Source organism: Streptomyces sp. NPDC046821 (assembly GCF_040645335.1).
Lineage (GTDB): Bacteria > Actinomycetota > Actinomycetes > Streptomycetales > Streptomycetaceae > Streptomyces.
Genome location: NZ_JBEYYB010000004.1, coordinates 301,019 through 323,000 on the forward strand (window position 1 = coordinate 301,019; position 21,982 = coordinate 323,000).

Annotated in this window: 21 protein-coding genes and 7 tRNA genes; 15 read left to right on the forward strand and 13 right to left on the reverse strand. The window is 70.7% G+C overall.

Annotated features, from left to right (window positions below):
* The first annotated feature begins 234 nt into the window (after positions 1-234).
* On the forward strand, positions 235-1,209 hold the full coding sequence (locus ABZ893_RS10105; RefSeq protein WP_361399731.1) for an aminoglycoside phosphotransferase family protein: 975 nt from the start codon (positions 235-237) through the stop codon (positions 1,207-1,209).
* Between the two features lie 69 nt (positions 1,210-1,278).
* On the forward strand, positions 1,279-1,560 hold the full coding sequence (locus ABZ893_RS10110; protein ID WP_361399733.1) for a zf-TFIIB domain-containing protein: 282 nt from the start codon (positions 1,279-1,281) through the stop codon (positions 1,558-1,560).
* A 51-nt stretch (positions 1,561-1,611) separates the two neighbouring features.
* Here the strand turns inward: ABZ893_RS10110 and ABZ893_RS10115 are convergent.
* The 5 genes from ABZ893_RS10115 to ABZ893_RS10135 form a co-directional block, all read right to left on the reverse strand.
* Positions 1,612-1,686 (reverse strand) — tRNA-Val (locus ABZ893_RS10115).
* 62 nt (positions 1,687-1,748) lie between these two features.
* Positions 1,749-1,820, reverse strand: a tRNA-Val gene (locus ABZ893_RS10120).
* Between the two features lie 38 nt (positions 1,821-1,858).
* A tRNA-Val gene (locus ABZ893_RS10125) sits at positions 1,859-1,930 on the reverse strand.
* 1 nt (position 1,931) lies between these two features.
* A tRNA-Cys gene (locus ABZ893_RS10130) sits at positions 1,932-2,005 on the reverse strand.
* Positions 2,006-2,042: 37 nt separating this feature from the next.
* A tRNA-Gly gene (locus ABZ893_RS10135) sits at positions 2,043-2,115 on the reverse strand.
* A 145-nt stretch (positions 2,116-2,260) separates the two neighbouring features.
* Between ABZ893_RS10135 and ABZ893_RS10140 the strand changes: the two genes are divergently transcribed.
* From ABZ893_RS10140 to ABZ893_RS10150, 3 genes are read left to right on the forward strand one after another with little or no spacing between them, the layout of a single operon-like run.
* Positions 2,261-3,316, forward strand: coding sequence for a chorismate-binding protein (locus ABZ893_RS10140; protein WP_361399736.1), 1,056 nt, complete (start codon positions 2,261-2,263; stop codon positions 3,314-3,316).
* On the forward strand, positions 3,313-4,134 hold the full coding sequence (locus ABZ893_RS10145; RefSeq protein WP_361399739.1) for an aminodeoxychorismate lyase: 822 nt from the start codon (positions 3,313-3,315) through the stop codon (positions 4,132-4,134). Before ABZ893_RS10140 ends, ABZ893_RS10145 begins: the two co-directional genes overlap by 4 nt.
* A 43-nt stretch (positions 4,135-4,177) precedes the next feature.
* Positions 4,178-5,002, forward strand: coding sequence for a GNAT family N-acetyltransferase (locus ABZ893_RS10150; RefSeq protein ID WP_361399742.1), 825 nt, complete (start codon positions 4,178-4,180; stop codon positions 5,000-5,002).
* 24 nt (positions 5,003-5,026) lie between these two features.
* On the opposite strand, the gene ABZ893_RS10155 is transcribed toward ABZ893_RS10150, so the two are convergent.
* On the reverse strand, positions 5,027-5,548 hold the full coding sequence (locus ABZ893_RS10155) for a DsbA family protein (protein WP_361399745.1): 522 nt from the start codon (positions 5,546-5,548) through the stop codon (positions 5,027-5,029).
* Between the two features lie 191 nt (positions 5,549-5,739).
* On the opposite strand from ABZ893_RS10155, the gene ABZ893_RS10160 reads away from it, so the two are divergent.
* Positions 5,740-6,201 (forward strand): hypothetical protein, encoded by a 462-nt coding sequence (locus ABZ893_RS10160; RefSeq protein WP_361399748.1) that lies wholly within the window; start codon positions 5,740-5,742, stop codon positions 6,199-6,201.
* A 58-nt stretch (positions 6,202-6,259) separates the two neighbouring features.
* Here the strand turns inward: ABZ893_RS10160 and ABZ893_RS10165 are convergent, their stop codons facing one another.
* A complete protein-coding gene (locus ABZ893_RS10165; RefSeq protein WP_361399751.1) occupies positions 6,260-7,888 on the reverse strand; it encodes a DUF4874 domain-containing protein in 1,629 nt (542 codons plus the stop codon).
* Between the two features lie 203 nt (positions 7,889-8,091).
* Here ABZ893_RS10165 and ABZ893_RS10170 point away from each other — a divergent pair, with 203 nt between their 5' ends.
* On the forward strand, positions 8,092-8,271 hold the full coding sequence (locus tag ABZ893_RS10170; RefSeq protein ID WP_361399754.1) for a hypothetical protein: 180 nt from the start codon (positions 8,092-8,094) through the stop codon (positions 8,269-8,271).
* 32 nt (positions 8,272-8,303) lie between these two features.
* Here ABZ893_RS10170 and ABZ893_RS10175 read toward each other — a convergent pair whose 3' ends face one another.
* Together ABZ893_RS10175 and ABZ893_RS10180 are read right to left on the reverse strand one after the other, a co-directional pair.
* A complete protein-coding gene (locus ABZ893_RS10175) occupies positions 8,304-8,864 on the reverse strand; it encodes a CGNR zinc finger domain-containing protein (protein ID WP_361399757.1) in 561 nt (186 codons plus the stop codon).
* A gap of 256 nt (positions 8,865-9,120) precedes the next feature.
* The gene (locus ABZ893_RS10180; protein WP_003959770.1) at positions 9,121-9,534 is read right to left on the reverse strand and encodes an SsgA family sporulation/cell division regulator; all 414 of its coding nucleotides are present in this window, start codon (positions 9,532-9,534) and stop codon (positions 9,121-9,123) included.
* A gap of 190 nt (positions 9,535-9,724) precedes the next feature.
* Here ABZ893_RS10180 and ABZ893_RS10185 point away from each other — a divergent pair, with 190 nt between their 5' ends.
* The 4 genes from ABZ893_RS10185 to ABZ893_RS10200 all read left to right on the forward strand — a co-directional run bounded on the left by ABZ893_RS10185 (position 9,725) and on the right by ABZ893_RS10200 (position 11,226).
* Positions 9,725-10,171 (forward strand): TIGR02611 family protein, encoded by a 447-nt coding sequence (locus tag ABZ893_RS10185; RefSeq protein WP_361399759.1) that lies wholly within the window; start codon positions 9,725-9,727, stop codon positions 10,169-10,171.
* An 85-nt stretch (positions 10,172-10,256) separates the two neighbouring features.
* Positions 10,257-10,328 (forward strand) — tRNA-Val (locus ABZ893_RS10190).
* Between the two features lie 326 nt (positions 10,329-10,654).
* Positions 10,655-11,101 (forward strand): SRPBCC family protein, encoded by a 447-nt coding sequence (locus ABZ893_RS10195; RefSeq protein WP_361399762.1) that lies wholly within the window; start codon positions 10,655-10,657, stop codon positions 11,099-11,101.
* 53 nt (positions 11,102-11,154) lie between these two features.
* Positions 11,155-11,226 (forward strand) — tRNA-Val (locus ABZ893_RS10200).
* Between the two features lie 75 nt (positions 11,227-11,301).
* Here ABZ893_RS10200 and ABZ893_RS10205 read toward each other — a convergent pair.
* Positions 11,302-12,027, reverse strand: coding sequence for a 3'-5' exonuclease (locus ABZ893_RS10205; protein WP_361399765.1), 726 nt, complete (start codon positions 12,025-12,027; stop codon positions 11,302-11,304).
* 180 nt (positions 12,028-12,207) lie between these two features.
* On the opposite strand from ABZ893_RS10205, the gene ABZ893_RS10210 reads away from it, so the two are divergent.
* From ABZ893_RS10210 to thrS, 3 genes are all read left to right on the forward strand, one after another.
* Positions 12,208-12,774 carry a DUF4365 domain-containing protein gene (locus ABZ893_RS10210; RefSeq protein ID WP_361399768.1) on the forward strand — a complete coding sequence of 189 codons (567 nt, stop codon included), beginning with the start codon at positions 12,208-12,210 and terminating at the stop codon, positions 12,772-12,774.
* A 37-nt stretch (positions 12,775-12,811) separates the two neighbouring features.
* Complete coding sequence (locus ABZ893_RS10215) at positions 12,812-14,029, forward strand: hypothetical protein (protein WP_361399771.1); 1,218 nt, start codon at positions 12,812-12,814, stop codon at positions 14,027-14,029.
* 145 nt (positions 14,030-14,174) lie between these two features.
* Positions 14,175-16,151 carry a threonine--tRNA ligase gene (gene thrS / locus ABZ893_RS10220; RefSeq protein ID WP_361399774.1) on the forward strand — a complete coding sequence of 659 codons (1,977 nt, stop codon included), beginning with the start codon at positions 14,175-14,177 and terminating at the stop codon, positions 16,149-16,151.
* Positions 16,152-16,205: 54 nt separating this feature from the next.
* Here the strand turns inward: thrS and ABZ893_RS10225 are convergent, their stop codons facing one another.
* On the reverse strand, positions 16,206-16,874 hold the full coding sequence (locus ABZ893_RS10225) for an ion channel (RefSeq protein ID WP_361399777.1): 669 nt from the start codon (positions 16,872-16,874) through the stop codon (positions 16,206-16,208).
* A gap of 65 nt (positions 16,875-16,939) precedes the next feature.
* On the opposite strand from ABZ893_RS10225, the gene ABZ893_RS10230 reads away from it, so the two are divergent.
* Entirely contained in the window at positions 16,940-17,512 is a 573-nt protein-coding gene (locus ABZ893_RS10230; RefSeq protein WP_361399780.1) for an HIT domain-containing protein, read from the forward strand.
* A 105-nt stretch (positions 17,513-17,617) separates the two neighbouring features.
* Here the strand turns inward: ABZ893_RS10230 and ABZ893_RS10235 are convergent, their stop codons facing one another.
* Together ABZ893_RS10235 and ABZ893_RS10240 are read right to left on the reverse strand one after the other, a co-directional pair.
* The gene (locus ABZ893_RS10235) at positions 17,618-19,285 is read right to left on the reverse strand and encodes a hypothetical protein (protein WP_361399783.1); all 1,668 of its coding nucleotides are present in this window, start codon (positions 19,283-19,285) and stop codon (positions 17,618-17,620) included.
* Positions 19,286-19,484: 199 nt separating this feature from the next.
* Positions 19,485-21,692 (reverse strand): elongation factor G-like protein EF-G2, encoded by a 2,208-nt coding sequence (locus ABZ893_RS10240; protein WP_361399786.1) that lies wholly within the window; start codon positions 21,690-21,692, stop codon positions 19,485-19,487.
* Between the last annotated feature and the right edge of the window lie 290 nt (positions 21,693-21,982).

The window sequence follows — 21,982 nt, forward strand, 5'->3', positions numbered from 1 at the left end:
CGGGGACATCCGGCCATGAAACCCCGTGGGGACGGGGGTGCGGCGGACGGCACATGATGGCCGCGCAGCTGGGGAGCTGCGCGGCCATTGTTCTGCCCGTGTACGTGGGATTCCGGCGGCGGATACGTCGTTCTGCCTGCGTAGTCATCGTGCCGCCCGCGTACGGGGAGGCCACAGCCGCCGAGAGGCGCCCGCGCCCGTACGCTCGCCGTGACACCACCCGGGGGGACACCGATGAACGCACCCGTCCTGCTGCCCGCGCTCGACGAGGCGGCACGCGCCGCGGCGCACCGCGCCCAGAAAGCCTGCGCCTGCCCGGAGCCGGCTGCCGGCGTACCCACCGGCGCCCCCGCCACCGTCCTCGCCGACCGCCCGGACGGCGCCGTCGTCCGTCACGGCGACATCGTGGCCAAGGCCCACGCCTCCGGCACGGACCCCACCGATCTGAACACCCGCCTCGCCGTCGCGGCGGCCCTCCCCGGCATCCTCCTCCCACCGCTCAGACCCGTAGCCGAGAACCTCCACGACCGGCTCGTCACCCTCTGGCCGTATGGCACCCCCGTGGACCCGGACGCCCCCGAGCTCGCCCCCTGGGAAGACGCCGCCACCCTTCTGGCCCGCCTGCACACCGTGCCCGTACCGCGACTCCCCGGCCCGCTCCCGCCGATGCGCGGCCCGGCCAAGGCGGCCCTCGCCGTCGCCCGCCTCCTGGCCGCCGCGCCGCATCCGGCATCCGCCCCGATCCTGCGCGCCTGGGCGGGCCTGCCGCCCTGGGCCCGCGCCGAGGCCCCCGCCCCGCAGACGGCCACCCTGTGCCACGGCGACCTGCACCTCGGCCAGCTCGTCCGCCGTCCCGCCGGCGCCGGCCCCTGGCTCCTGATCGACGTCGACGACCTCGGGACCGGGGACCCGGCCTGGGACCTGGCACGCCCGGCGGCCTGGTTCGCGTGCGGACTGCTGCCCGCCGACGAGTGGACAAGGTTCCTCACCGCCTATCAGGCGACCGGTGGCGCACCGTCGCTCCAGGGCGACCCATGGCCGGCTCTCGACGTACCGGCCCACGCCCTGACCGTCCAGACCGCGTCCCTCGCCGTGGCCAAGGCCACCGCGGCCGGCCGTGCGCTGGACGAGGCGGAGGAGGCGCTGGTCGACGCGTGCGGCCGAATGGCCTCCGTACCGGCCGAGTTGGCGAGCGACAGCGCGAAGTAGGGTGCAGTCGACCGGTGCCGGGAAGTGTCCCGGCGAAGAAGTGCCGAACGGCGAGGAGTTGAGCCGACGATGCAGTGCCCCAAGTGCCACGCACCGATGCACACGTACAACCGCAACGGCGTCCAGATCGAACAGTGCAGCGGCTGCCGGGGGATCTTCCTCGACTACGGCGAGCTGGAGGCCCTGACCCGTCTCGAGTCCCAGTGGCAGCAGCCGATGCCGCCCGCGCCCCCGGCCCCGCAGGCGTACCCGGCGCCGCCCGCCCCGGCCTGGGGTGCCCCGCAGCACGGCGGGCACTACGGGGGTCACCACCACAAGGGCGGTTTCGGCCGGATGCTCTTCTCCTCCTGAGCCCCCGAGAGCACGAAGAAGCCCCCGACCGAAAGGCCGGGGGCTTCTTGCTGGTGCGCGATACTGGGATTGAACCAGTGACCTCTTCCGTGTCAGGGAAGCGCTCTCCCGCTGAGCTAATCGCGCGGGAACGGGCCAGACTCTATCAGGCGCCGCGAGGGGTAATGCCAGGTGGTGCGGTTACTGCGTGCGCGATACTGGGATTGAACCAGTGACCTCTTCCGTGTCAGGGAAGCGCTCTCCCGCTGAGCTAATCGCGCGGGACGGATCAGATACGGACCGGAGTCCGAAGATCCAGTGCGCGATACTGGGATTGAACCAGTGACCTCTTCCGTGTCAGGGAAGCGCTCTCCCGCTGAGCTAATCGCGCATGGAGGTGGAGACGGGATTTGAACCCGTGTAGACGGCTTTGCAGGCCGTTGCCTCGCCTCTCGGCCACTCCACCAGGATTGTGAGGGTTCGGGAAGATCCCCCACGTCCTGAGCGGACGACCAGGTTCGAACTGGCGACCTCAACCTTGGCAAGGTTGCGCTCTACCAACTGAGCTACGTCCGCTTGTCGTTTCCGTTCCGCTTGCGCGTCCCGGCGACGTGTTGAACTCTAGCGGATTCCTGGGCCAGCACAAAAACGCGTTTGCGCAGCGTGCTGCGGTGCGACCGGCCCAGGTCACGCGGAGGACACCCGCCATAGACTCGAAGACGTGCACGACCTCCCTCAAGACCTCCCCCCGCTGGCCCGCTTCGGCGACCTCGTAGCGACCGATCTGTGCGACGTGACCAGCGATCCAGAGGCCCTGGACTCCGAGGGGTTCTGGGCCGTCTCCGCCGACTTCGAGGGGCGTCTCGTGTGCGCCCGCTTCGCGAGCGTGCGCAAGGAGCCGGTGCCCGCACCGGTCCCCGGCGCCTGGAAGGGGCCCGCGGCCGGCGACTGGACGACCTCCCTCGACCGCGCCGCGTACACGGAGGGCGTACGGCGCATCCGGGACCACATCTCGCGCGGCGAGGTCTACCAGGCCAACCTCTGCCGCGTCCTGTCCGCGCCGCTGCCCCCTGACGCGGACGTGGACGCGCTCACCGCACTCCTCGCGCGCGGGAACCCGGCTCCGTACGCCGGAACGATTCGGCTGCCCGCGCACGGGGTGGAGATAGCCACCGCGTCCCCGGAGCTCTTCCTGCGCCGTGACGGGAGCGTCGTCGAGTCCGGGCCGATCAAGGGCACGGGCCGCACCGAGGCGGACCTCCTGGGGAAGGACTATGCCGAGAACGTGATGATCGTGGACCTGGTCCGCAACGATCTCGGACGCGTGTGCGCGACCGGCTCGGTGACCGTCCCGGAACTGTGCGTCGTCGAGAAGCACCCGGGGCTCGTCCACCTCGTCTCCACCGTCCGCGGTGAGCTGCGCGAGGGCGCGGGCTGGCGCGACCTGATCGACGCGACCTTCCCGCCCGGCTCGGTCACGGGCGCGCCCAAGTCGAGCGCCCTGCGCATCATCGACTCCCTGGAGACGGCGCCCCGCGGCCCGTACTGCGGCGGGATCGGCTGGGTCGACGCCGACCGGGGCACCGGTGAGCTGGCCGTCGGGATCCGCACGTTCTGGGCCGACCGCGCCGACGGCGTCCTGCGGTTCGGCACCGGCGCCGGCATCACGTGGGGCTCCGACCCCGAGGGCGAGTGGCGTGAGACGGAACTGAAGGCTTCCCGGCTGCTCGCTGTAGCGTCGGGCTCGTACGACGAAAGTGGAGGGATCACCCGGTGAAGATCTGGCTCGACGGCACACTTCAGGACCTCGAGGCTGCCCGTGTCTCGGTGTTCGACCACGGGCTGACCGTGGGCGACGGCATCTTCGAGACCGTGAAGGCGGTGGACGGGAAGGCGTTCGCGCTGACCCGCCACCTCTTGCGGCTCGCCCGTTCGGCGCGCGGCCTCGGCCTGCCCGAGCCCGACCTCGACGAGGTGCGCCGGGCCTGTGAAGCCGTGCTCGACGCCAACCCGATGCCGCTCGGCCGGCTGCGGATCACGTACACCGGAGGGCTCTCGCCGCTGGGTTCCGACCGGGGTGAGCACGGGCCGACGCTCGTGGTGGCCCTCGGCGAGACGACCCGGCGCCCCGACTCCACCGCCACGGTCACGGTCCCGTGGACGCGCAACGAACGCGGCGCGCTGACCGGCCTGAAGACCACGTCGTACGCGGAGAACGTCGTCGCGCTCGCTCGCGCGCGCGAACAGGGCGCTTCCGAGGCGCTGTTCGCCAACACGGTCGGGCAGCTGTGCGAGGGCACCGGGTCGAACGTCTTCGTCGTCCTGGACGGGGAGATCCACACTCCGCCGGTCGCCTCGGGCTGCCTGGCGGGCATCACGCGCGCGCTGGCCGTCGAGTGGACGGGCGCCAAGGAGACCGATCTGCCGCTGGACGTCCTGGAGCGCGCCGACGAGATCTTCCTGACGTCCACGCTCCGCGACGTGCAGGGCGTGCACCGGGTCGACGGGCGTGAACTGCCGGGCGCACCGGGCCCCGTCACCGCCAAGGCGATGCGCGTCTTCGACGAGCGCGCGGCGGACGACCTCGACCCGTAAAACCAGGTGAACGGGTGGGTCCCAGGCGGGTACAACACCCCTGATGACCACCACCCTGCGGCCGACCGAGCCGCTTCAGCGCGACGCCGACGGGGCGCGCTCACGCCACTACCGCGTGTGCGTGAACAGCCGCCCCGTCGGCGAACTGCGTCTCGCCACCCACGCCGACTTCGGTCCGGGGGTGGCCCTGATCAGTGCTCTGCGGATCGAGGAGGCGGACCGGAGCCGGGGCCGCGGCACCGTCGCGGCACTCGCCGCCGAGGAGGTGGCACGCGGCTGGGGCTGCCACCGCATCGAGGTCTCGATCCCGGCGTCAGCCGACCGGGGCCTCGGCCTCGCCACCGCTCTCGGTTACGTCGAGCGCAACCGGAACATGGAGAAGGAACTCCCCGCCCAGCCCACCGCACTGCCGCCGGGCAGTACCGGACGGCGGATGACCGGCCCCGAGTTCACCGAGTGGGAGGCGCACACCCGCGCCGGGTACGTGCGGAGCCTGGTCGAGCGGGGCGTTCCGGAGGCCGAGGCGCGTACCAAGGCGGAGGCCGACCATGAGGCGCTGCTCGGGGGCGGGCTCGGCACCCCCGACGCCGCCCTGAGCGTGCTGGAGGCGGACGGTGAGGTGGTGGGCACGCTGTGGGTCGCGCTGGGCGGGGAGCGCGCCTACGTCTACGACGTCGAGGTGGCCGCCGGGCAGCGCGGGCGCGGCCACGGGCGCTCCCTGATGCTCCTCGCGGAGGCCGAGGCGCGCGCCGCCGGCCTCACCCGGATCGGGCTCAACGTCTTCGCGGGCAACACCCCGGCACTCCGCCTGTACGAGTCGCTCGGCTACCGCGCGACCCTGTTCCACCTGCACAAACCGTTGCTCTGAGGGGCAGGCGGTGCGGGAGATTCCCTAGGATCCGAGCAGCCGGTCCACGATCTCCTCGACGCGCTCGCGGAGCCCTTCCTGGCTCTTGCCACCGTCGAGCCGCTCGCCGCCGACGACGTACGTGGGGGTACCCGTCACGCCGATCGCCTTGCCCTCGGCCTGGTCCGCGTCGACGATCAGGATGTGCCGTCCGTCGACGAGGGCCGTGTCGAACTCCTCGGCGTCCAGGCCGAGTTCACCGGCGACCCCGACGAGGAACGGCTCGCCCTTGCGGTCGAGTTCCTCGACCCTGCCGAGTACGGCTTCCACGTAGGGCCAGCCCTGCCCCTGCTCGAACGCCTCCTCCGCGGCCTGCGCGCCGGCGAAGGAGTGCTTGTGCTTCTCCAGCGGGAAGTGCCGCAGGCGCAGGTCGATGCGGTCGCCGTAGCGGGCCCGCAGCGCGCGCACGTCGTCGAGGGCGGTGCGGCAGTCGGGGCACTGGAGCTCGCACCAGACGTCGAGGACGGGGCGGCCCTGAGGGGCGGAGGCGGCGGAGGCGTCGTTCATGGGGCCAGTCTTCCAGCCGGGCGCCGGGGACCCCAACCGGCACTGCTGTGGGCGCTGGGGCCCAGGGGACTAGGGGGTACCCCGGAAATGTCCCTGAGGTGGCGCGGGAAGCGTGGCCTCCGGCACCCGGGGCGGTGCAGGATGGAAAGGACGGAACGCCCGTCGCCCGCCGCCAGAGCCAGGAGGACCGGATGATTGCCGAGACCGTCTGTTCCGCCGTGTCCGTGGCAGGGCTGGGCATCGCCGCTGTCACCGCGTACCGGAAGCGTTTCCTGCGGGCCGCGCGGATAGCGGCCTACTCGCTGGTGCCCATCGGGCTCGTGATGACCGGCGTGGTCGGCTGGGTGGCGGACACCGCCTTCAGTCCGACGGCGTGGGCCGGTTTCGGCGTGCTCGGCGGCGCGTGGCTCCTGTTCGCGGGGACGCGGGCCGTGGAGCGACGCAGAGCCGGCACCGGCGAGGAGCACAAGGCCACCGAGGCCGCCTCCCGTAGCAAGGCCGTGGCGCCGACCGCGTCCGCCCCCTCCCTCGGGCAGGGGCAGGTCGCCAAGCCCACGGCGACCCACCCCACCACGAAGACGAAGTCCGGCACGCAATCCGCAGCCGATGACTTCAGCGACGTCGAGGAGATCCTGAAGAAATACGGGATCTAGGAACGCGGCACGCGGAAACGCAGGCCCTGGATTCCGGGAGCCGACGGCGGCGCGGGCCTCACCGTCCGCCGATCCCCACCGTCCCGATCACATTCACGTCGTGCGTCCAGGTCACGCTCGCGTTCGCGCAGCGCACGGCCCGGCCGCGGCCGGGGAACGCCGGGTCGGGCAGCGCCAGGCCCACGCTGTGCGGCCCCCGGGTGCCCGAGGGCACCTCGAGCGTGCCGCGCACCGTCGTCACGGCCGGCCCCGAGTGGTCGTCGTCCGTCTCCGCCCGCCCCTGCGGCTGCCAGGTCCGCCAGTCCGCGCCGGTCTCCGCCGACGACACCGTCCGGCCTTCGCCGTCGAGGAGCACCAGCCGGACGGGACGCGCGTGCTTGGGCGCGGCGAAACCACGGTTGACGAGGTCGACCTCGACGGGCAGCCGGCGACGGGACAGCTCCGGCAGGCCGAGCCGCGCCTCGCGCACCTCGATCCGGTACCCGAGATGGTCGCGCAGATACTCGAACTGCGTCCGCTCCACGGCCCGGCCGCCCCGGTCACGGAAGTACCCGTCGGACACCGGCAGCAGCGCGTCCCGTACCTCTTGCTCGGTGAGCGCCGCCGTCCTCCAGGCCGGGACGGTGACCGTGGCGTTGTGCACGATGGAGAGGCTGTCCCAGCGCAGCGTCTGCAGCCTGCGCGCCGCCGCGACCCCCGGAATGACGGTGCTCCAGGCGTACGGATCGGCGCTCTGCCCCTTGTCCCACGGCATCTCACCGTCCATGACATGGGCCGGGGCGACATCGACGTACGTGTTCCAGCCCGGATTGTCCGGAACGAAGTAGTCCCACAGGCCCTCGCCGAGGGTGACGTAGTCGTTGTGGAAGCCGACCCGGTCCAGGATGGCCTGGTTGGTGATCATCGCCCGCTTCTCCGCGTACCGCACCTGTGTGTGCGTTCCGTCGGGAAGGGCGTCGACGAGCGACGTCATGATCGCGGTCACGGCGTCCGGGTAGTTCTCGTGCTGGTAGTAACTCCCGTGCCATTCGCCCCAGGCGCCGAGGAATCCGGCCTGCCACACGGCGACGACATCGCTGTTGCGCGCGATCAGCGGCGCCAGCTGGCCGATGTGACGCTGGATGTCCTGGACGGTGTAGCGCCGATCGGACCGCACACCGTCGTCGTACGCGAACCGCAGGACTGCCGCGTACCCCTTGCTGCGCAGTCCGCGGAAGACGCTCTCGATGTTGTCGAGCGCGCTCTGCGGGATCGCCGTGGTCGCGAAGTCCCAGAGGTACAAGTAGAGCTGAGTGAGATTCGCCCCGGGGCCGTACTTGCCCTCCAGGATCTCCAGCGTGCGGGCCGCGTCGGGGGAGTGGTCCGCCTCGTTCGACCACGGGCTCGTGAGGTCGACGGCGTTGTACGACATCTCGTAGCGGAAGCCGCGCCGGGGGTTGGCCAGCGGATCGCGGCCGTCCGGGTCGTCGGGCCGGATGCCACGATGCGGAATCCGGCGCCACCCTTCGCCGGCCCCCGGTGCGGCGACCGCGGGGACCGCGCCCAGACCCATGACGGCGGCGGCCCCGAACGTGGCGGCCATGAGGCGTCTCCGGCTGGGAGCCCTCGCGGCCCCGGCGGATCTGACCTCGTCCGGGGGCTCCTGAGCTTTCAGGAGCCTGGCGGTCTCGGTCGGCTCGACGGACATCGGCGCCTCCTCCGGTGCACATGCGTGACAGGGGTGCCGAGTCTCGCGAGCGCTCCAGGTCACCGGCCATGGACGGAAAACGGAGGCAGATGGACTTTTCTCGGTCGTCCAGCTGCACATGATCACGGGATTCGGCTAACTCCCGTTCAATTCGTGCGTGTTGATCGCCAGGGATACGTCGGCTGCGCCATCATCACCGCGAGATGCTGGACACCACACCGGGCCCTGCCGCCCCACAGGCCGACGACCGACCCGACGGCCTCCCGGCCGACGAGCGCCGCGGCTGCCTCTTCGCACTGTCACAACCGCCCTTGATGATCTTTCTGGCGGTGATCGGCGTCCTGCTGCTGCTGGCTTCACTGCACGACCTGTTCGTGCTGTGACCGATCCCGTGCTGCGGGACCGGCCGCCCGCTTCAGCGCGCCGCTTCCTTGCGCCGTGCCCGATACGCGGCCACATGCAAGCGGTTTCCACATGTACGGCTGTCGCAGTACCGGCGGGACCGGTTCCGCGAGAGATCCACGAAGGCGCGCCGGCAGTCCGGCGCCTCGCAGCGCCGCAGCCGCTCCTGCTCCCCGGCGACCACGAAGAACGCCAGCGCCATCCCGCAGTCCGCCGCGAGATGGTCGGCCACGGACGCGCCCGGCGCGAAGTAGTGGACGTGCCAGTCGTAGCCGTCGTGGTCCGTCAGGCGCGGCGTGGTCCCCGCGGCGGCGACGAGCTCGTTGATGAGCGAGGCGGCCGCGTGCGGGTCGGGAGCCGCGAAGACGGCGGCGAACCGCCCCCGTACGTGCCGTACGGCGTCGAGGTCACGCTCGGCGAGCACCCCGACGTCACTGATGTCGTTCTTTCGTACGAAGTCACCAAGGGCCGCCACATCGGCAAGGCCGTCGGCGGCCTGCTCGTCGTCCGGCGCGGTGTTCACCAGATCCACCACGGTGTCGAGGGCGCACCGGGTGTCGTGGGTGATCAGCACGATTTGCTCCCTGGCCTGGGGGGTCGGGCCTGTGCCCGCCGATGCTGGCCGATGTTATAGGTCGGCCCGGCGGTGTGGCGCCCGCCCTCGGCCCCGAGGCACAGCGGCGCCGCCCCCGTGGAGGAACCCACGACGGCGGCGCCGGTGTATGCCGTATGCGGTTGTTGTGGCTCGGTCCGTCTCCCCGAGTGGACGGCGTCGAGCGGCTCTCACGGTGCGTGACTCCGGCAGTGTGCGCCGGAGCCTGCTCCAGGCCTCAGCTTTCGGCGAGGATGTGTGAGAGCTCCGTGTCGAGATCGAAGTGGCGGTGTTCCGTGCCGGGTGGCACGGCCGCGTCGGTCCTCTTCAGGAACGACTCCAGCGCCCGCGCAGGGGCTTCGAGCAGAGCCTCGCCCTCCGGAGAGCTGAGAGCGATGCAGACGACGCCTTGGCCGTGACTACGCGAGGGCCAGACTCGGACGTCGCCGGTGCCTGTGGGCCTGTGCAGGCCCTCGGCGAGCAGGTCGCGGGCGAACACCCATTCGACCGTTTCTTCAGCTCCGGTGTGGAACGTGGCGTGCACGGCGTAGGGATCGGCCGTGTCATACCGCAGTCCTGCGGGTACAGGCAGTGAGGACTCGCTCGACACAACGAGGCGCAGGTGCAGCTCGCAGCTGACCGTGGTGTTCATAAGCGCCAGGGCCTTTCGCTCAGTGTGCGCTCGGGGATTCGCACGTCGGCGAAATCGACATGCCACCTACGGTGTCGTTGTAAACCCCTCTGAGGGTTTTGGGTGTCTTTAGGTAGCTCGTACGGCGCAGTGTTTCTCTGCGTGGAACGGCCATTCCGGTGACATGAATCCGTCGGGTAGGTTTGCCCGTATGAATACGGGGAGTGACGAGTCGGCTGAGTCTGAATCCGCGGTCGCGGCGGCGGGAGACGGGGACCGGGCCGAGTCGGGGCTCGGTTCGCGGGCGCCGGGGTTCATCAAGGCCAGCAGGACCCTGCACCTGAGCTGGCAGGTCGGCGTCTTCGTCGTCGGTCTCGCGGTCGTGGTGGCCGGCGTGATCATGCTTCCGCTGCCCGGTCCGGGCTGGCTGGTGATCTTCGGCGGCATGGCGATCTGGGCGACCGAGTTCGTCTGGGCTCAGCTCGTGCTGCGCTGGACGAAGCGCAAGGTCACCGAGGCCGCGCAGCGTGCGCTCGACCCGGCGGTGCGCCGCCGGAACATCATCCTGACCACGGTCGGCCTGGTGATCATCGCCGTACTGCTCGCGATCTACGTGTGGAAGTTCGGCTTCGAGATGCCGTGGCGGATCAAGGAGTGACCGGGGTGGCCCGTGAGGGTCGTGGCGGAGGTGCCGGGGCTGGTCGGAGCACCCGCTGACATGCGGTAATGTTCTCTCTGCGCCCGGGCGATTAGCTCAGTGGGAGAGCGCTTCGTTCACACCGAAGAGGTCACTGGTTCGAACCCAGTATCGCCCACCCCGGACCGAGGACCCTGGAGGCATCAGCCTCCAGGGTCCTCGGCGTTTCCGTCTCCGTGTGCCATGATCGGCAAGCGCTTTCGGTTCGCGGGGTGCCGTCGGTGTCCGATGAGCGGAACCGGGATTCCCGTAATCCATACGCCTGCCCGGTGAAAGTCCGGTCGTTCCTTCCGTAATTCGACAATCTGTCGAAAGTTAACGCGGATTCAGTAAGAGCAAGGAGTTCGCCCGGAATCCGGGAGTTCTGACGGTGAATCAATGGCATCCGACGCCGCGTCAATTCACCTGCGTCTCCCGCGTGCCGGGGCCGGGCACACTCGTGGCATGGACTGGAGCCACTACCGCTTCCGCAGCGTCTGGGACCTGCCCGCGCGACCCGCCGACGTGTACGCGGCCCTCGCGCGCGGCGAGGACTATCTCGAGTGGTGGCCCCAGGTGCGCGAGGTGCAGCTGCGCGAGGACGGCGGCGGCACCGCCCGCTTCCGCTCGCTCCTCCCGTACGACCTGGTCGTGACCGCCGTCGAGCGGCGCCACGAACCGGCCGACGGAATCCTGGAGATCGCCCTGTCGGGGGACCTTGAGGGCTGGGCGCGCTGGACGGTGCGGGCGCACGCGGGCGGGACGCGCGCCTTCTACGAGCAGGAGGTGGAGGTGACCAAGCCCCTCATGCGGAAGCTCGCCGTCGTCGGCCGGCCGCTGTTCCGCGTCAACCACGCGCTGATGATGAGGGCCGGGCGGCGCGGGCTCGCCGCCCTGCTGCACGCGGCCTGACCGAACCGGTTTGAAGGAAACCCCGCGGGGCCTGTATGGTTCAACCCGTTCCCGGGCGATTAGCTCAGTGGGAGAGCGCTTCGTTCACACCGAAGAGGTCACTGGTTCGAACCCAGTATCGCCCACCCCGGAGAAAGCCGGTCCGTCAGCAGACGGACCGGCTTTTCTGTTCCCCAGACCCTGCGCCGGGCAGGCAACTCTCAGGCCGCCTCGCGCAGTTCCGTCCGCATCGGCCACGCCGGATCCACCGTCTCCGGACTGCCGCTGCGCGCGAACCACGCCTGCAGCCCGCGCGCCTGCGCCGCGTGCCACACCGCCTGAAGTGTGTGCAGCTCGGCGGGGGAGAGGCGCTCCAGGCGGGACGCGTACTTGCGCCCCACCGCCCGTACGACGTCGAGGGACGCCTGGGCGTCGGCCGCCGCGTCGTGGGCGCCGTCGAGGGTCACCTCGTAGTGGGCGCACAGGTCCGTCAGGGTGCGGCGGCCCTTGCGGTAGCGGTCCAGGTGTTTGTCGAGGACCCGCGGGTCGAGGACGCACAGCGGTGAGCGCTCCAGGTAGTGGCCGAGCGAGGACGCGCGGTGGCGGCGCAACTCCCGGTCGAGCAGCGTCAGGTCGAACGGCGCGTTCATCACCACCAGCGGGCGGCCCATCGCCGCCTGGTCGCCGAGCAGTCTGGCTATCTCCTCCATAGCGGGCGCCGGCCAGCGGCCGTTGAGCTGCAGGTGTTCGTCCGTCAGGCCGTGCACCTCGGTCGCCCCGGCCGGTACCGGAACGCCCGGATTCACCAGCCAGCGCGTCACGCGCGGCCGGCAGCCCGGGGCGTCCTGCACGACGATCGCGGCCGACACGATGCGGTCGCTCTCCACGTCCACGCCGGTGGTCTCGGTGTCGAAAGCTGCCAGGGGACCCTCGTACCAGCACGTCATGTCAATGCAACTCCTCGTTCGCATGTGGCAGTTGACGCCCCCTTGACGTGTGCCGACTGCCCGGTTCGGTGATACCCGGGCTGTTTGCGTCGTACGCCGGACGGAGACAACACAGATACGGGTCATGGCAGTTCAGAGGCCCGCCGAGGGGAATCACCGGTTTCGGAAGGCCAGTTCGTCATGGCGCTCGCGCAGCCCGAACAGGGTGGGCTGCTGCCCGAGCGGATCGCACCGCCGCGCGGCACACTCGCCACCACCGCCTGCATGGAGACGCTCCAGGTGGGCTACTTGCACGCCGTCGCGGCAGCCGCGGGCTGTTCGCTCTCCCAGCCGTTCCCGGACAACGGCATCGACTGGCACGTCAGCCACAGCGCCCCCGGGCACACGGTCGACGACGAGGTCACCATCAAGGTGCAGCTCAAGTGCACGTACCAGCTTCAGCCGAATCCGGCCGGGCCGTCCTTCTCCTTCACGCTCGACAACGCGCACCTGGAGAAGCTCGCCCGCACGCCCGTGTCGGTGCACAAGATCCTCGTCGTGATGATCGTGCCGCGCTCGCAGGACGACTGGCTGCGGGCCGGCCACGAACGGCTCGACCTGCGGCACTGCTGCTACTGGACCAACCTCGCCGGTCACCCCGTGACCGGCAGACGCCGTACCACCGTGCGCATCCCGACCTCGCGGATCTTCGACGACCGCGCGCTCTGCGAGATCATGACGCGGGTCGGGACGGGCGGGAGACCCTGACGTGAGCGGGACCCCTGACCAAGGGGAGGGAGACCCTATGCAGCACCGCCCGATCGACGAGCGCGTCCGCGCCCTGAACCCCGCCCGGTCCCACCCCGCCGACCTCGAAGGCCCCGAACCGGCGCAGGTCGACCCCGTCGTGCTCAACGCGCTGCTCGGCCGGCACGGCTGGGAGCGCCGCGGCGGCGCCGGCGGACGGTACGTGCGCTGGACGCTGCCCGGCGGCTCCGGACGCACCAGCCTTCTCGTGCCCGAGAGCCGCGCCTTCCCCGACAGCGACGAACTGCTGGGCGAGGCGTTGGAGGCGCTGGAACGGAGCGGTGCGCCCTGTGCGCGGGAGGTCCTCGTCTCGCTCGCCGTCCCGAGCGACGAGATCCGCTGGTGGCGCGACGTCCCGGCCGGGCCCGCGGGCAGCGCGACCTGGCCGGTGGAGGAGCAACTGCGCGGCGCCGCCCGGCAGATGCTGCTGGCCGCCGCGCTCGCCACGCGGGAGCGGGCCGGTTACTACGGCGCGCGCCACCGCAGACCCGCCGCCGCGTCCCTGGAGAACGTCCTCGTCGGCGACGCCCCCGGCGGGCGCGGCCTCACCGCGTTCGCGCCCGTCGCCACGAGCCGCGCCCTCGCGGTCCGCCTCCATCAGGCGCTGTACGCGGCGCGCGAGGCCATCGACTACCGGCGGGCCACCGGCGGCATGGACGCGTTCGACGGCGCGGTCGCGGCGGGCGTCAGTCATGAACTCGTCGAAGCGCTCGTCGCGCTGGTCCGCGGTACGGAGGGGGCCAGCGTCGGCATCGAGTGGTCGCCGTCGGCCGGGGTGCCCGACGAGTGCACGGCCGGGGACGCGCCCGTCGAGTTCTCGCCCGGTGACCTGGCCGTACTGAGGGAGGCGAGCTCCCGCTATCTGCGGGCCGAGCCGTCGGTCGCCGTCCGCATCACCGGCACCGTCGTGCGGATGCGCCGGTCGGGGCCGGGTGGGGAGGGAACGGTACGGCTGCACGTCATCGGGGGCGCGGAGGTGCCGCACGTACGGATCACGTTGGACGAGGACGCGTACCGGACGGCCGGGCACGCGCATCTTGTCGGGCTGCCGATCCGGGTGCACGGGCGGCTTGAGAGCCGGGGCGGGTTCCGGCGGCTGACCGGGGCGAGCGGGGTGGTTCCGGTGCAGGTGGAGGAGGCCGAGCGGGACCGGCTGATGAAGTCGCTCCAGGAGAATCTGGACTTCTTCGAGGAGGCGTGCACCGGGGACGAGTGAGGCGGCGGGGGGCTGCCGCGAGCGCGCTGTGGAGACTGTTTCGCGAGGAGGGCCCCGGGCTCGGTACGATCCATCTAGCCGATGTGTACGTGTATCGCGTACGCGTCGGCTCGTGGAACACGCCCCCTCAGGTAGGAGAAGTCCGGTGTCAGACGTCCGTGTGATCATCCAACGCGATTCCGAGCGGGAAGAGCGCGTGGTGACGACGGGCACTACGGCCGCCGAGCTCTTCGCCGGCGAGCGCACCGTCGTCGCCGCCCGTGTGGCCGGTGAGCTGAAGGACCTCGCGTACGAGGTGCGCGACGGCGAGGCGGTCGAGCCCGTCGAGATCTCCTCCGAGGACGGCCTCAACATCCTGCGCCACTCCACCGCGCACGTGATGGCGCAGGCCGTGCAGGAGCTGTTCCCCGAGGCCAAGCTGGGCATCGGCCCGCCGGTCAAGGACGGCTTCTACTACGACTTCGACGTGGAGAAGCCCTTCACGCCCGAGGATCTCAAGGCCATCGAGAAGAAGATGCAGGAGATCCAGAAGCGCGGCCAGCGTTTCTCGCGCCGCGTCGTCACCGACGAGGCCGCCCGCGAGGAGCTCGCCGACGAGCCGTACAAGCTGGAGCTCATCGGCATCAAGGGCTCCGCGTCCACGGACGACGGTGCGAACGTCGAGGTGGGCGGCGGCGAGCTGACCATCTACGACAACCTCGACGCCAAGACCGGCGACCTGTGCTGGAAGGACCTCTGCCGCGGTCCCCACCTGCCGACCACGCGCAACATCCCCGCGTTCAAGCTCATGCGGAACGCGGCCGCGTACTGGCGGGGCAGCGAGAAGAACCCGATGCTCCAGCGCATCTACGGCACGGCCTGGCCGTCGAAGGACGAGCTGAAGGCGCACCTGGAGTTCCTCGCCGAGGCCGAGAAGCGCGACCACCGCAAGCTGGGCAACGAGCTGGACCTGTTCTCCATCCCGGACCAGATCGGCTCCGGCCTCGCCGTCTTCCACCCCAAGGGCGGCATCGTCCGCCGGGTCATGGAGGACTACTCGCGCCGCCGGCACGAGGAGGAGGGCTACGAGTTCGTCTACACCCCGCACGCGACGAAGGGGAAGCTCTTCGAGACCTCGGGCCACCTGGACTGGTACGCCGACGGCATGTACCCGCCCATGCAGCTCGACGAGGGCGTGGACTACTACCTCAAGCCCATGAACTGCCCGATGCACAACCTGATCTTCGATGCGCGCGGCCGGTCCTACCGTGAACTGCCGCTGCGCCTCTTCGAGTTCGGCACCGTGTACCGGTACGAGAAGTCGGGCGTCGTGCACGGCCTGACCCGCGCCCGCGGCTTCACGCAGGACGACGCGCACATCTACTGCACCAAGGAGCAGATGGCGGAGGAGCTCGACAAGACGCTCACCTTCGTCCTCGGCCTGCTCCGCGACTACGGCCTGACCGACTTCTACCTGGAGCTGTCCACCAAGGACCCGGAGAAGTTCGTCGGCTCGGACGAGATCTGGGAAGAGGCCACCGAGACGCTGCGGCAGGTCGCCGAGAAGCAGGGCCTCCCGCTGGTCCCGGACCCGGGCGGCGCCGCCTTCTACGGCCCGAAGATCTCCGTCCAGGCCAAGGACGCCATCGGCCGCACCTGGCAGATGTCGACCGTGCAGCTCGACTTCAACCTGCCGGAGCGCTTCAACCTGGAGTACACCGGCCCCGACGGCACCAAGCAGCGCCCGGTCATGATCCACCGCGCCCTGTTCGGCTCCATCGAGCGGTTCTTCGCCGTACTCCTCGAGCACTACGCGGGAGTCTTCCCGGCGTGGCTCGCGCCCGTGCAGGCCGTCGGCATCCCGATCGGCGACGCGCACATCCCGTACCTCCAGGAATTCCAGGCCAAGGCGAAGAAGAAGGGGCTGCGCGTCGACGTGGACTCCTCTTCGGACCGTATGCAGAAGAAGATCAGGAACGCGCAGAAGCAGAAGGTGCCGTTCATGATCATCGCGGGTGACGAGGACATGGCCGCCGGTGCCGTCTCCTTCCGCTACCGCGACGGCACGCAGGAGAACGGCATCCCCGTCGACGAGGCGATCGAGAAGATCGTCAAGGTCGTCGAGGAGCGCGTGCAGGTCTGATGCCGGCCGCGTGACGTCAGCGGCGCGACGTCCGCAGCTGACGGGCGTACGACGTCAGGAGGCCCCCGGGAGATTTCCCGGGGGCCTTTCGTCGTCCTCGCGCGCGAACGTCTTGAGCAGCCAGGACGCGAACGTGCCCGTGACCGCCCCGAGCAGCGCCAGCCCGCAGCCCATCAGGGCCACGGCCACCACGCGTCCGGTGGGGGTCACCGGCACCACGTCGCCGTACCCGACCGTGGCCAGCGTCGCGCACGCCCACCACACCGAGTCCCCGAAGGTACGGATGCTGGCGTGCGGCGCGTACCGTTCGGCCTGGTACTCGGCCAGCGACGCGGCGAATCCGATGAGCGTCGCGGACAGGCCCGCGTAGACGACCACGCGGGCGTGCAGGCCGAGCCGCGGTCGCTCGCGGCGCTGCCGCACGGCGTCGTAGGTCCGTACGACCTGGAGCGGGCGCAGCAGCGGCAGCAGCACGATCACCGCGTCCAGCCAGTGCGCGCGCACGAACGCGAGACGCCAGCGGGCGGCACGCCACCGGACGGCGAAGTCGAGGATGAAGACGGCCCACGCGGTGATGATCGCCGCGAGACAGAGATGGCGCACGGCCCCCGGGAGACCGGGGCCCAGGACCAGGACCGCGTACGAAGTCAGGAACAGCAGGGACGCCAGCGAGAGCGGGACCTCCATCCGTCGCTCCCACGGCGTCCGCCGGCTGTCGTCCATGGGGCAAGGATCTCCGCGCGTCCGGGTACCCGCCCCTCCGACACGGGCCGAACGGGCGAAGCCATATGCTGCACCTCATGACGAGTGAGCCGGAGCAGCACACGGGGCCGGTGGGTGAGCCGGACGGGTTCGGGCGCCTTTGGACGCCGCATCGGATGGCCTACATCCAGGGTGAGAACAAGCCGACGGGACCGGGGGCCGACGACGGCTGTCCCTTCTGCGCCGCACCCGCCCTGACCGACGAGGAAGCCCTGATCGTGGCGCGCGGCACCAGCGTCTACGCGATCCTCAACCTCTACCCGTACAACGGCGGCCACTTGATGGTGCTGCCGTACCGGCACGTCGCCGACTACACGGACCTGGACGACGCCGAGACCGCCGAGCTGGCGCTCTTCACGAAGCGTGCGATGACCGCCCTGCGCACCGCGTCCGGCGCGCACGGCTTCAACATCGGGATGAACCAGGGTGCGGTGGCCGGGGCCGGCATCGCCGCGCATCTGCACCAGCACATCGTTCCGCGCTGGGGCGGCGACACCAACTTCATGCCCGTGGTGGGGCACACGAAGGTGCTGCCGCAGCTCCTTGGAGACACGAGGACGGCGCTGGCCAAGGCCTGGCCCGACGCCGACGGAAGCTGACCGGCCGACCGACTGCCCGACCGCTTGATCGCCCGCCCCGGACCGTCCGCCGGGGTGGGCGATTTTTATGGCAGCGGTGACCGGTGTCGTCGGCTGACCGTTGGCCTAGGCCTCGTACACGTCCGCCTTCGTGGGCGTAGGTGCCTGGACCAGGCCGCTGAGGACGCCCGAGCGTGTGCCGAACTGCTCGGTGTTCACGCCGTTCTCCTCCAGGACCTTGATCGCCGCCGCGTGCACGACGCGCAGGACCGGGGTGGCCGTGCGCAGCGCGTCGTCCGCCATGAAGCGGTGCCGCCACGGCTTGTCCGCCCACGCGTGGCGCAGGCCGAACGGCTCGGGGAGGACCAGCTTGCCGCCTATGTAGTCCAGGAGCGGCGGGTACCAGGTGAAGGGGGCGCGCACCGCGAGCCGGACCACCTCGTCGGGCTCGATGAGCGGCAGCTTCCGCTCCACCGTCTCCCAGAACTTGATGGGCTTGGCGACTTCCTTCGTCTTCGGCTCGGACTTCGTGGTGAACAGGGAGTGCACCGGGCCGAGCGCGTGGCCCGTGATCTCGATGCGCAGTGTCTCGTGCAGGACCGTCACCGTGATCAGCATCGTGATCACCAACTGGCCGTCCCAGAGCGTGAACTGGACGCCCAGATAGTGGCGGTCGCCGCTGCCGAACTGCTGCTCGTTGCAGATGCGCTGTATCTCGTGGCTCTTGACCTGGAAGGCCTCGACGTCGGTGCCGCTGGGGCGCGCCACGTTCTTCGCGTTCTCCCCGATGGGGGAGACGATCCAGTGCCGTATCGACGGGGTCGGGAAACCGCCCGTGTGCAGCGGGCCGCGCTCCAGCAGCTTCAGCTGGTCGTGGATCGCCCGTACGACGTCCCAGCTGCGGAACGGGTGGATCTCCGCGCCTTCTTCGCGCGGCACCAGCTCCTCCGCGAGCTGCCAGCTGCCCCAGCGCGTGCCCATGCCGAGGATGCCCTTCGGGCCCGCGTAGAACACGGCGTTCGACTGCTGCTCGGCGCTGAGCTTGGCCAGTCCCTGGCGCAGCTGCTCGGCGGCCGTCTCGCCGGGGCTGCCGGGCACCGCCTCCGGGATCTTCGCGCCGATGCCGCCGCCGGAGAGCAGGCTGTCCCAGCGCTCACGCATGTCCTGGGCCGTGCGCTCGCAGATCTGCCGGGCCCACAGCCAGCCGATCACGGGCGCCACGACGGCAGCCCGCAGGTACCAGGCCCAGACGCCGGACAGCGGCAGCTTGACCAGGAAGATCACGGCGACGGCGGCGGCAGCCACCATCAGCGTCGTGAACATGGCCGCCGTGCGCTTGTTCGCGTGCTTGCTGATCGCGCGCCGTGCCTGGAAGACGAGCAGCCACGCGATCAGACCGGGCAGGAAGATCAGTCCGCACAGCGCCATCACGGCCGTCAGCCAGCTGTCGCGCTGCCTGCGGATCCGGTTGGCCGCGAGACAGTGCTCGACGACGACCTGCGGATCGGTGCCGAAGGACTGGATCAGGGGCTTGCGGGCGCCGCCGAGCAGCCGGCCCTGGACGGCCCGCGAGAACGCCTCGCCCAGATTCGGCGCGGCCAGCGACCAAATGCCCTTCTTCACCTCGGACTTGTGCCACTCGCCGTTGGCGTCGAGGAGCGTCTCCACCTTCGCGTCCCGGTACGCCGCCGAGGCGAGGGCGTACGTGGCCGCGGTCTGGCCCGCGGACCCGTGCAACGGCACCTGGGCCCCGGGCCTGAAGTCGAATACGTCGTCCGCCACTGCCGCCCCCATCGCCGCCCGCCTACGCTCTGCGGCCTTCCCGACTTCCCTGCCCCGCACACCTGTTGATCAGGTGATCGACTTGATCAGGTCATCAGCGTATCCGGGCGCACCGACATCCGTCAGGGGACGGCGGAAGCCGCCCGCCCGGAAGGGGGCCGGGCGGGCGGCCTGCCGTCGGGCGGCCGGAAGGTCGCCAACTAGTCGCCAACTAGGAGACGTCCTGCGCCTGTTCGCGGATCCGGTCGCTCAGCTGCGGAGGCATCGGCTCGTGCCGGGCGTACGCGCGGCTGAAGCGTCCGGTGCCGTGGGACAGGGACCGCAGGTCCACCGCGTAACGGCCGATCTCGATCTCCGGGACCTCGGCCCGGACGACGGTGCGTGACCCGGGGGCCTGTTCCGTCCCGACCACGCGGCCGCGCCGCCCCGACAGGTCGCTCATCACCGTTCCGACGAATTCGTCCGAGACGAGAACCGTCACCTCGGCGACCGGCTCCAGGAGGTGGATCCGCGCGTCACCCGCGGCCTCCCGCAACGCCAGCGCGCCCGCCGTCTGGAACGCCGCGTCGGACGAGTCCACCGAGTGCGCCTTGCCGTCGAGCAGCGTGACCCGCACGTCGATGAGCGGATAACCGGCCGCCACACCCTTCGCGGCCTGCGCCCTGATGCCCTTCTCCACGGACGGGATGAACTGGCGGGGCACCGCGCCGCCGACGACCTTGTCCACGAACTCGATGCCGGAGCCGCCCGGCAGCGGTTCCACCTCGATCTCGCAGATCGCGAACTGCCCGTGCCCGCCGGACTGCTTCACATGGCGCCCGCGTCCCGACGTCGTGCCGGCGAACGTCTCCCGGAGCGAGACCTTGTGCGGGACGACGTCGACCTGGACGCCGTACCGGTTGCGCAGCCGCTCCAGGGCGACGTCGGCATGTGCTTCGCCGAGGCACCACAGGACGACCTGGTGGGTGTCCTGGTTCTGTTCGAGCCTCATCGTCGGGTCCTCGGCGACCAGTCGCGACAGACCCTGCGAGAGCTTGTCCTCGTCCGGTTTGCTGTGGGCCCGGATCGCCACCGGAAGCAGCGGGTCCGGCATGTCCCACGGCTCCATGAGGAGCGGGTCGTCCTTGGACGAGAGGGTGTCGCCGGTCTCCGCCCTGCTGAGCTTGGCCACGCACGCGAGATCACCGGCGATGACCTGCCCGAGCGGCCGCTGCTGCTTCCCGAACGGCACCGACAGGGCGCCGATGCGCTCGTCGACGTCGTGGTCCTCGTGCCCGCGGTCGGCGAGACCGTGGCCCGAGACATGCACCGTGTCGTCGGCGCGCAGCGTTCCGGAGAACACCCGTACCAGCGAGACGCGGCCCACGTACGGGTCGGACGACGTCTTGACGACCTCGGCGACCAGCGGGCCGTCCGGATCGCAGGCGCTCACCGTGCGCGAGTCGCCCGCCGGCGTCGTGACCACCGGAGCCGCGCGCTCCAGGGGAGTGGGGAACCCGCGCGTGATGAGGTCGAGCAGCTCCACCGTGCCGATACCCTGCCGGGCGCCCGGCAGGGCGGGGGCGGCGGCCAGGACCGGGTGGAACACGCCGCGCGCGACGGCCCGCTCCAGGTCCTCCACCAGGGATTTCTGGTCGAGCTCCTCCCCGGCGACATACCGGTCCATGAGGGTCTCGTCCTCGCTCTCGGCGATGATCCCCTCGATCAGCCGGTTACGGGCCTCCTCGATGAGCGCCAGCTGAGCGGGGTCGGGATCGGACTCCTCGCGCTGACCGGACGCGTAGCAGAACACGCGCTGCGACAGCAGGCCGAGCAGGCCGGTCACGGGCGCGTGCCCGTCGGGCCCCGGCTCGCCGTGCAGCGGCAGATAGAGCGGGATGACCGCGTCCGGGTCGTCACCGCCGAAGAACTTCTCGCAGGTACGGGTCATCTGCTCGAAGTCGGAGCGGGCCGCCTCCAGGTGCGTCACCACGATGGCGCGCGGCATCCCGACCGCCGCACACTCCTCCCACACCATGCGCGTCGCGCCCGCCATGGTCTCCGGGCCGTCCGACGCCGAGACGACGAAGAGCGCCGCGTCGGCCGCGCGCAGGCCGGCCCGCAGCTCCCCGACGAAGTCCGCGTATCCCGGCGTGTCCAGAAGATTGATCTTGTACCCGCCCCATTCGAGAGGGACGAGGGAGAGCTGCACCGAGCGCTGCTGCCGGTGCTCGATCTCGTCGTAGTCGGAAACCGCGGTGCCGTCTTCCACCCGGCCCGCCCTGTTCACCGCTCCCGCTGTCAGCGCGAGAGCTTCCACCAGTGTGGTCTTGCCCGATCCGCTGTGGCCGACCAGCACCACATTCCGCACGGATGCGGGATGGTCGGCCGCTGTAGCCCTTCCGGCGGCTCCGGTGTGTGTGTTCGCCTTGTCGCCCATGCCCTGCCTCCCGGTTACGCGCACGGTGAGGTGGCGCCCCTCCTGAAGAGGGGGTCCCTACTGGGGCGCGGACGAACGCGGGACCCGCGGTGGCGGCTCCGGCGACGCCCGCGGTTGTCTTCGAGCTTTCCACTCCCGTCACGGTGCGTCCATACGTCGTACGCGACGGCGCCGGACGCGCGTGATCCCCTCGACCATGATCACGCGAGGCGCGCGGGTGCCCGACGGCCGTTCACGCATGTGCGTGACTACGATGGGCCAGCCGGTGGCCAGAAGGGCCGCGCGGCCAT

Excerpts from the sequence above, each read along its gene's own strand:
- ABZ893_RS10105 (WP_361399731.1), top strand. The coding sequence starts at position 235 with ATGAACGCACCCGTCCTGCTGCCCGCGCTCGACGAGGCGGCACGCGCC.
- ABZ893_RS10110 (WP_361399733.1), top strand. The coding sequence starts at position 1,279 with ATGCAGTGCCCCAAGTGCCACGCACCGATGCACACGTACAACCGCAAC.
- ABZ893_RS10150 (WP_361399742.1), top strand. The coding sequence starts at position 4,178 with ATGACCACCACCCTGCGGCCGACCGAGCCGCTTCAGCGCGACGCCGAC.
- ABZ893_RS10155 (WP_361399745.1), bottom strand. The coding sequence starts at position 5,548 with ATGAACGACGCCTCCGCCGCCTCCGCCCCTCAGGGCCGCCCCGTCCTC.
- ABZ893_RS10160 (WP_361399748.1), top strand. The coding sequence starts at position 5,740 with ATGATTGCCGAGACCGTCTGTTCCGCCGTGTCCGTGGCAGGGCTGGGC.
- ABZ893_RS10165 (WP_361399751.1), bottom strand. The coding sequence starts at position 7,888 with ATGTCCGTCGAGCCGACCGAGACCGCCAGGCTCCTGAAAGCTCAGGAG.
- ABZ893_RS10170 (WP_361399754.1), top strand. The coding sequence starts at position 8,092 with ATGCTGGACACCACACCGGGCCCTGCCGCCCCACAGGCCGACGACCGA.
- ABZ893_RS10180 (WP_003959770.1), bottom strand. The coding sequence starts at position 9,534 with ATGAACACCACGGTCAGCTGCGAGCTGCACCTGCGCCTCGTTGTGTCG.
- ABZ893_RS10185 (WP_361399759.1), top strand. The coding sequence starts at position 9,725 with ATGAATACGGGGAGTGACGAGTCGGCTGAGTCTGAATCCGCGGTCGCG.
- ABZ893_RS10195 (WP_361399762.1), top strand. The coding sequence starts at position 10,655 with ATGGACTGGAGCCACTACCGCTTCCGCAGCGTCTGGGACCTGCCCGCG.
- ABZ893_RS10205 (WP_361399765.1), bottom strand. The coding sequence starts at position 12,027 with ATGACGTGCTGGTACGAGGGTCCCCTGGCAGCTTTCGACACCGAGACC.
- ABZ893_RS10210 (WP_361399768.1), top strand. The coding sequence starts at position 12,208 with ATGGCGCTCGCGCAGCCCGAACAGGGTGGGCTGCTGCCCGAGCGGATC.
- ABZ893_RS10215 (WP_361399771.1), top strand. The coding sequence starts at position 12,812 with ATGCAGCACCGCCCGATCGACGAGCGCGTCCGCGCCCTGAACCCCGCC.
- ABZ893_RS10225 (WP_361399777.1), bottom strand. The coding sequence starts at position 16,874 with ATGGACGACAGCCGGCGGACGCCGTGGGAGCGACGGATGGAGGTCCCG.
- ABZ893_RS10230 (WP_361399780.1), top strand. The coding sequence starts at position 16,940 with ATGCTGCACCTCATGACGAGTGAGCCGGAGCAGCACACGGGGCCGGTG.
- ABZ893_RS10235 (WP_361399783.1), bottom strand. The coding sequence starts at position 19,285 with ATGGGGGCGGCAGTGGCGGACGACGTATTCGACTTCAGGCCCGGGGCC.
- ABZ893_RS10240 (WP_361399786.1), bottom strand. The coding sequence starts at position 21,692 with ATGGGCGACAAGGCGAACACACACACCGGAGCCGCCGGAAGGGCTACA.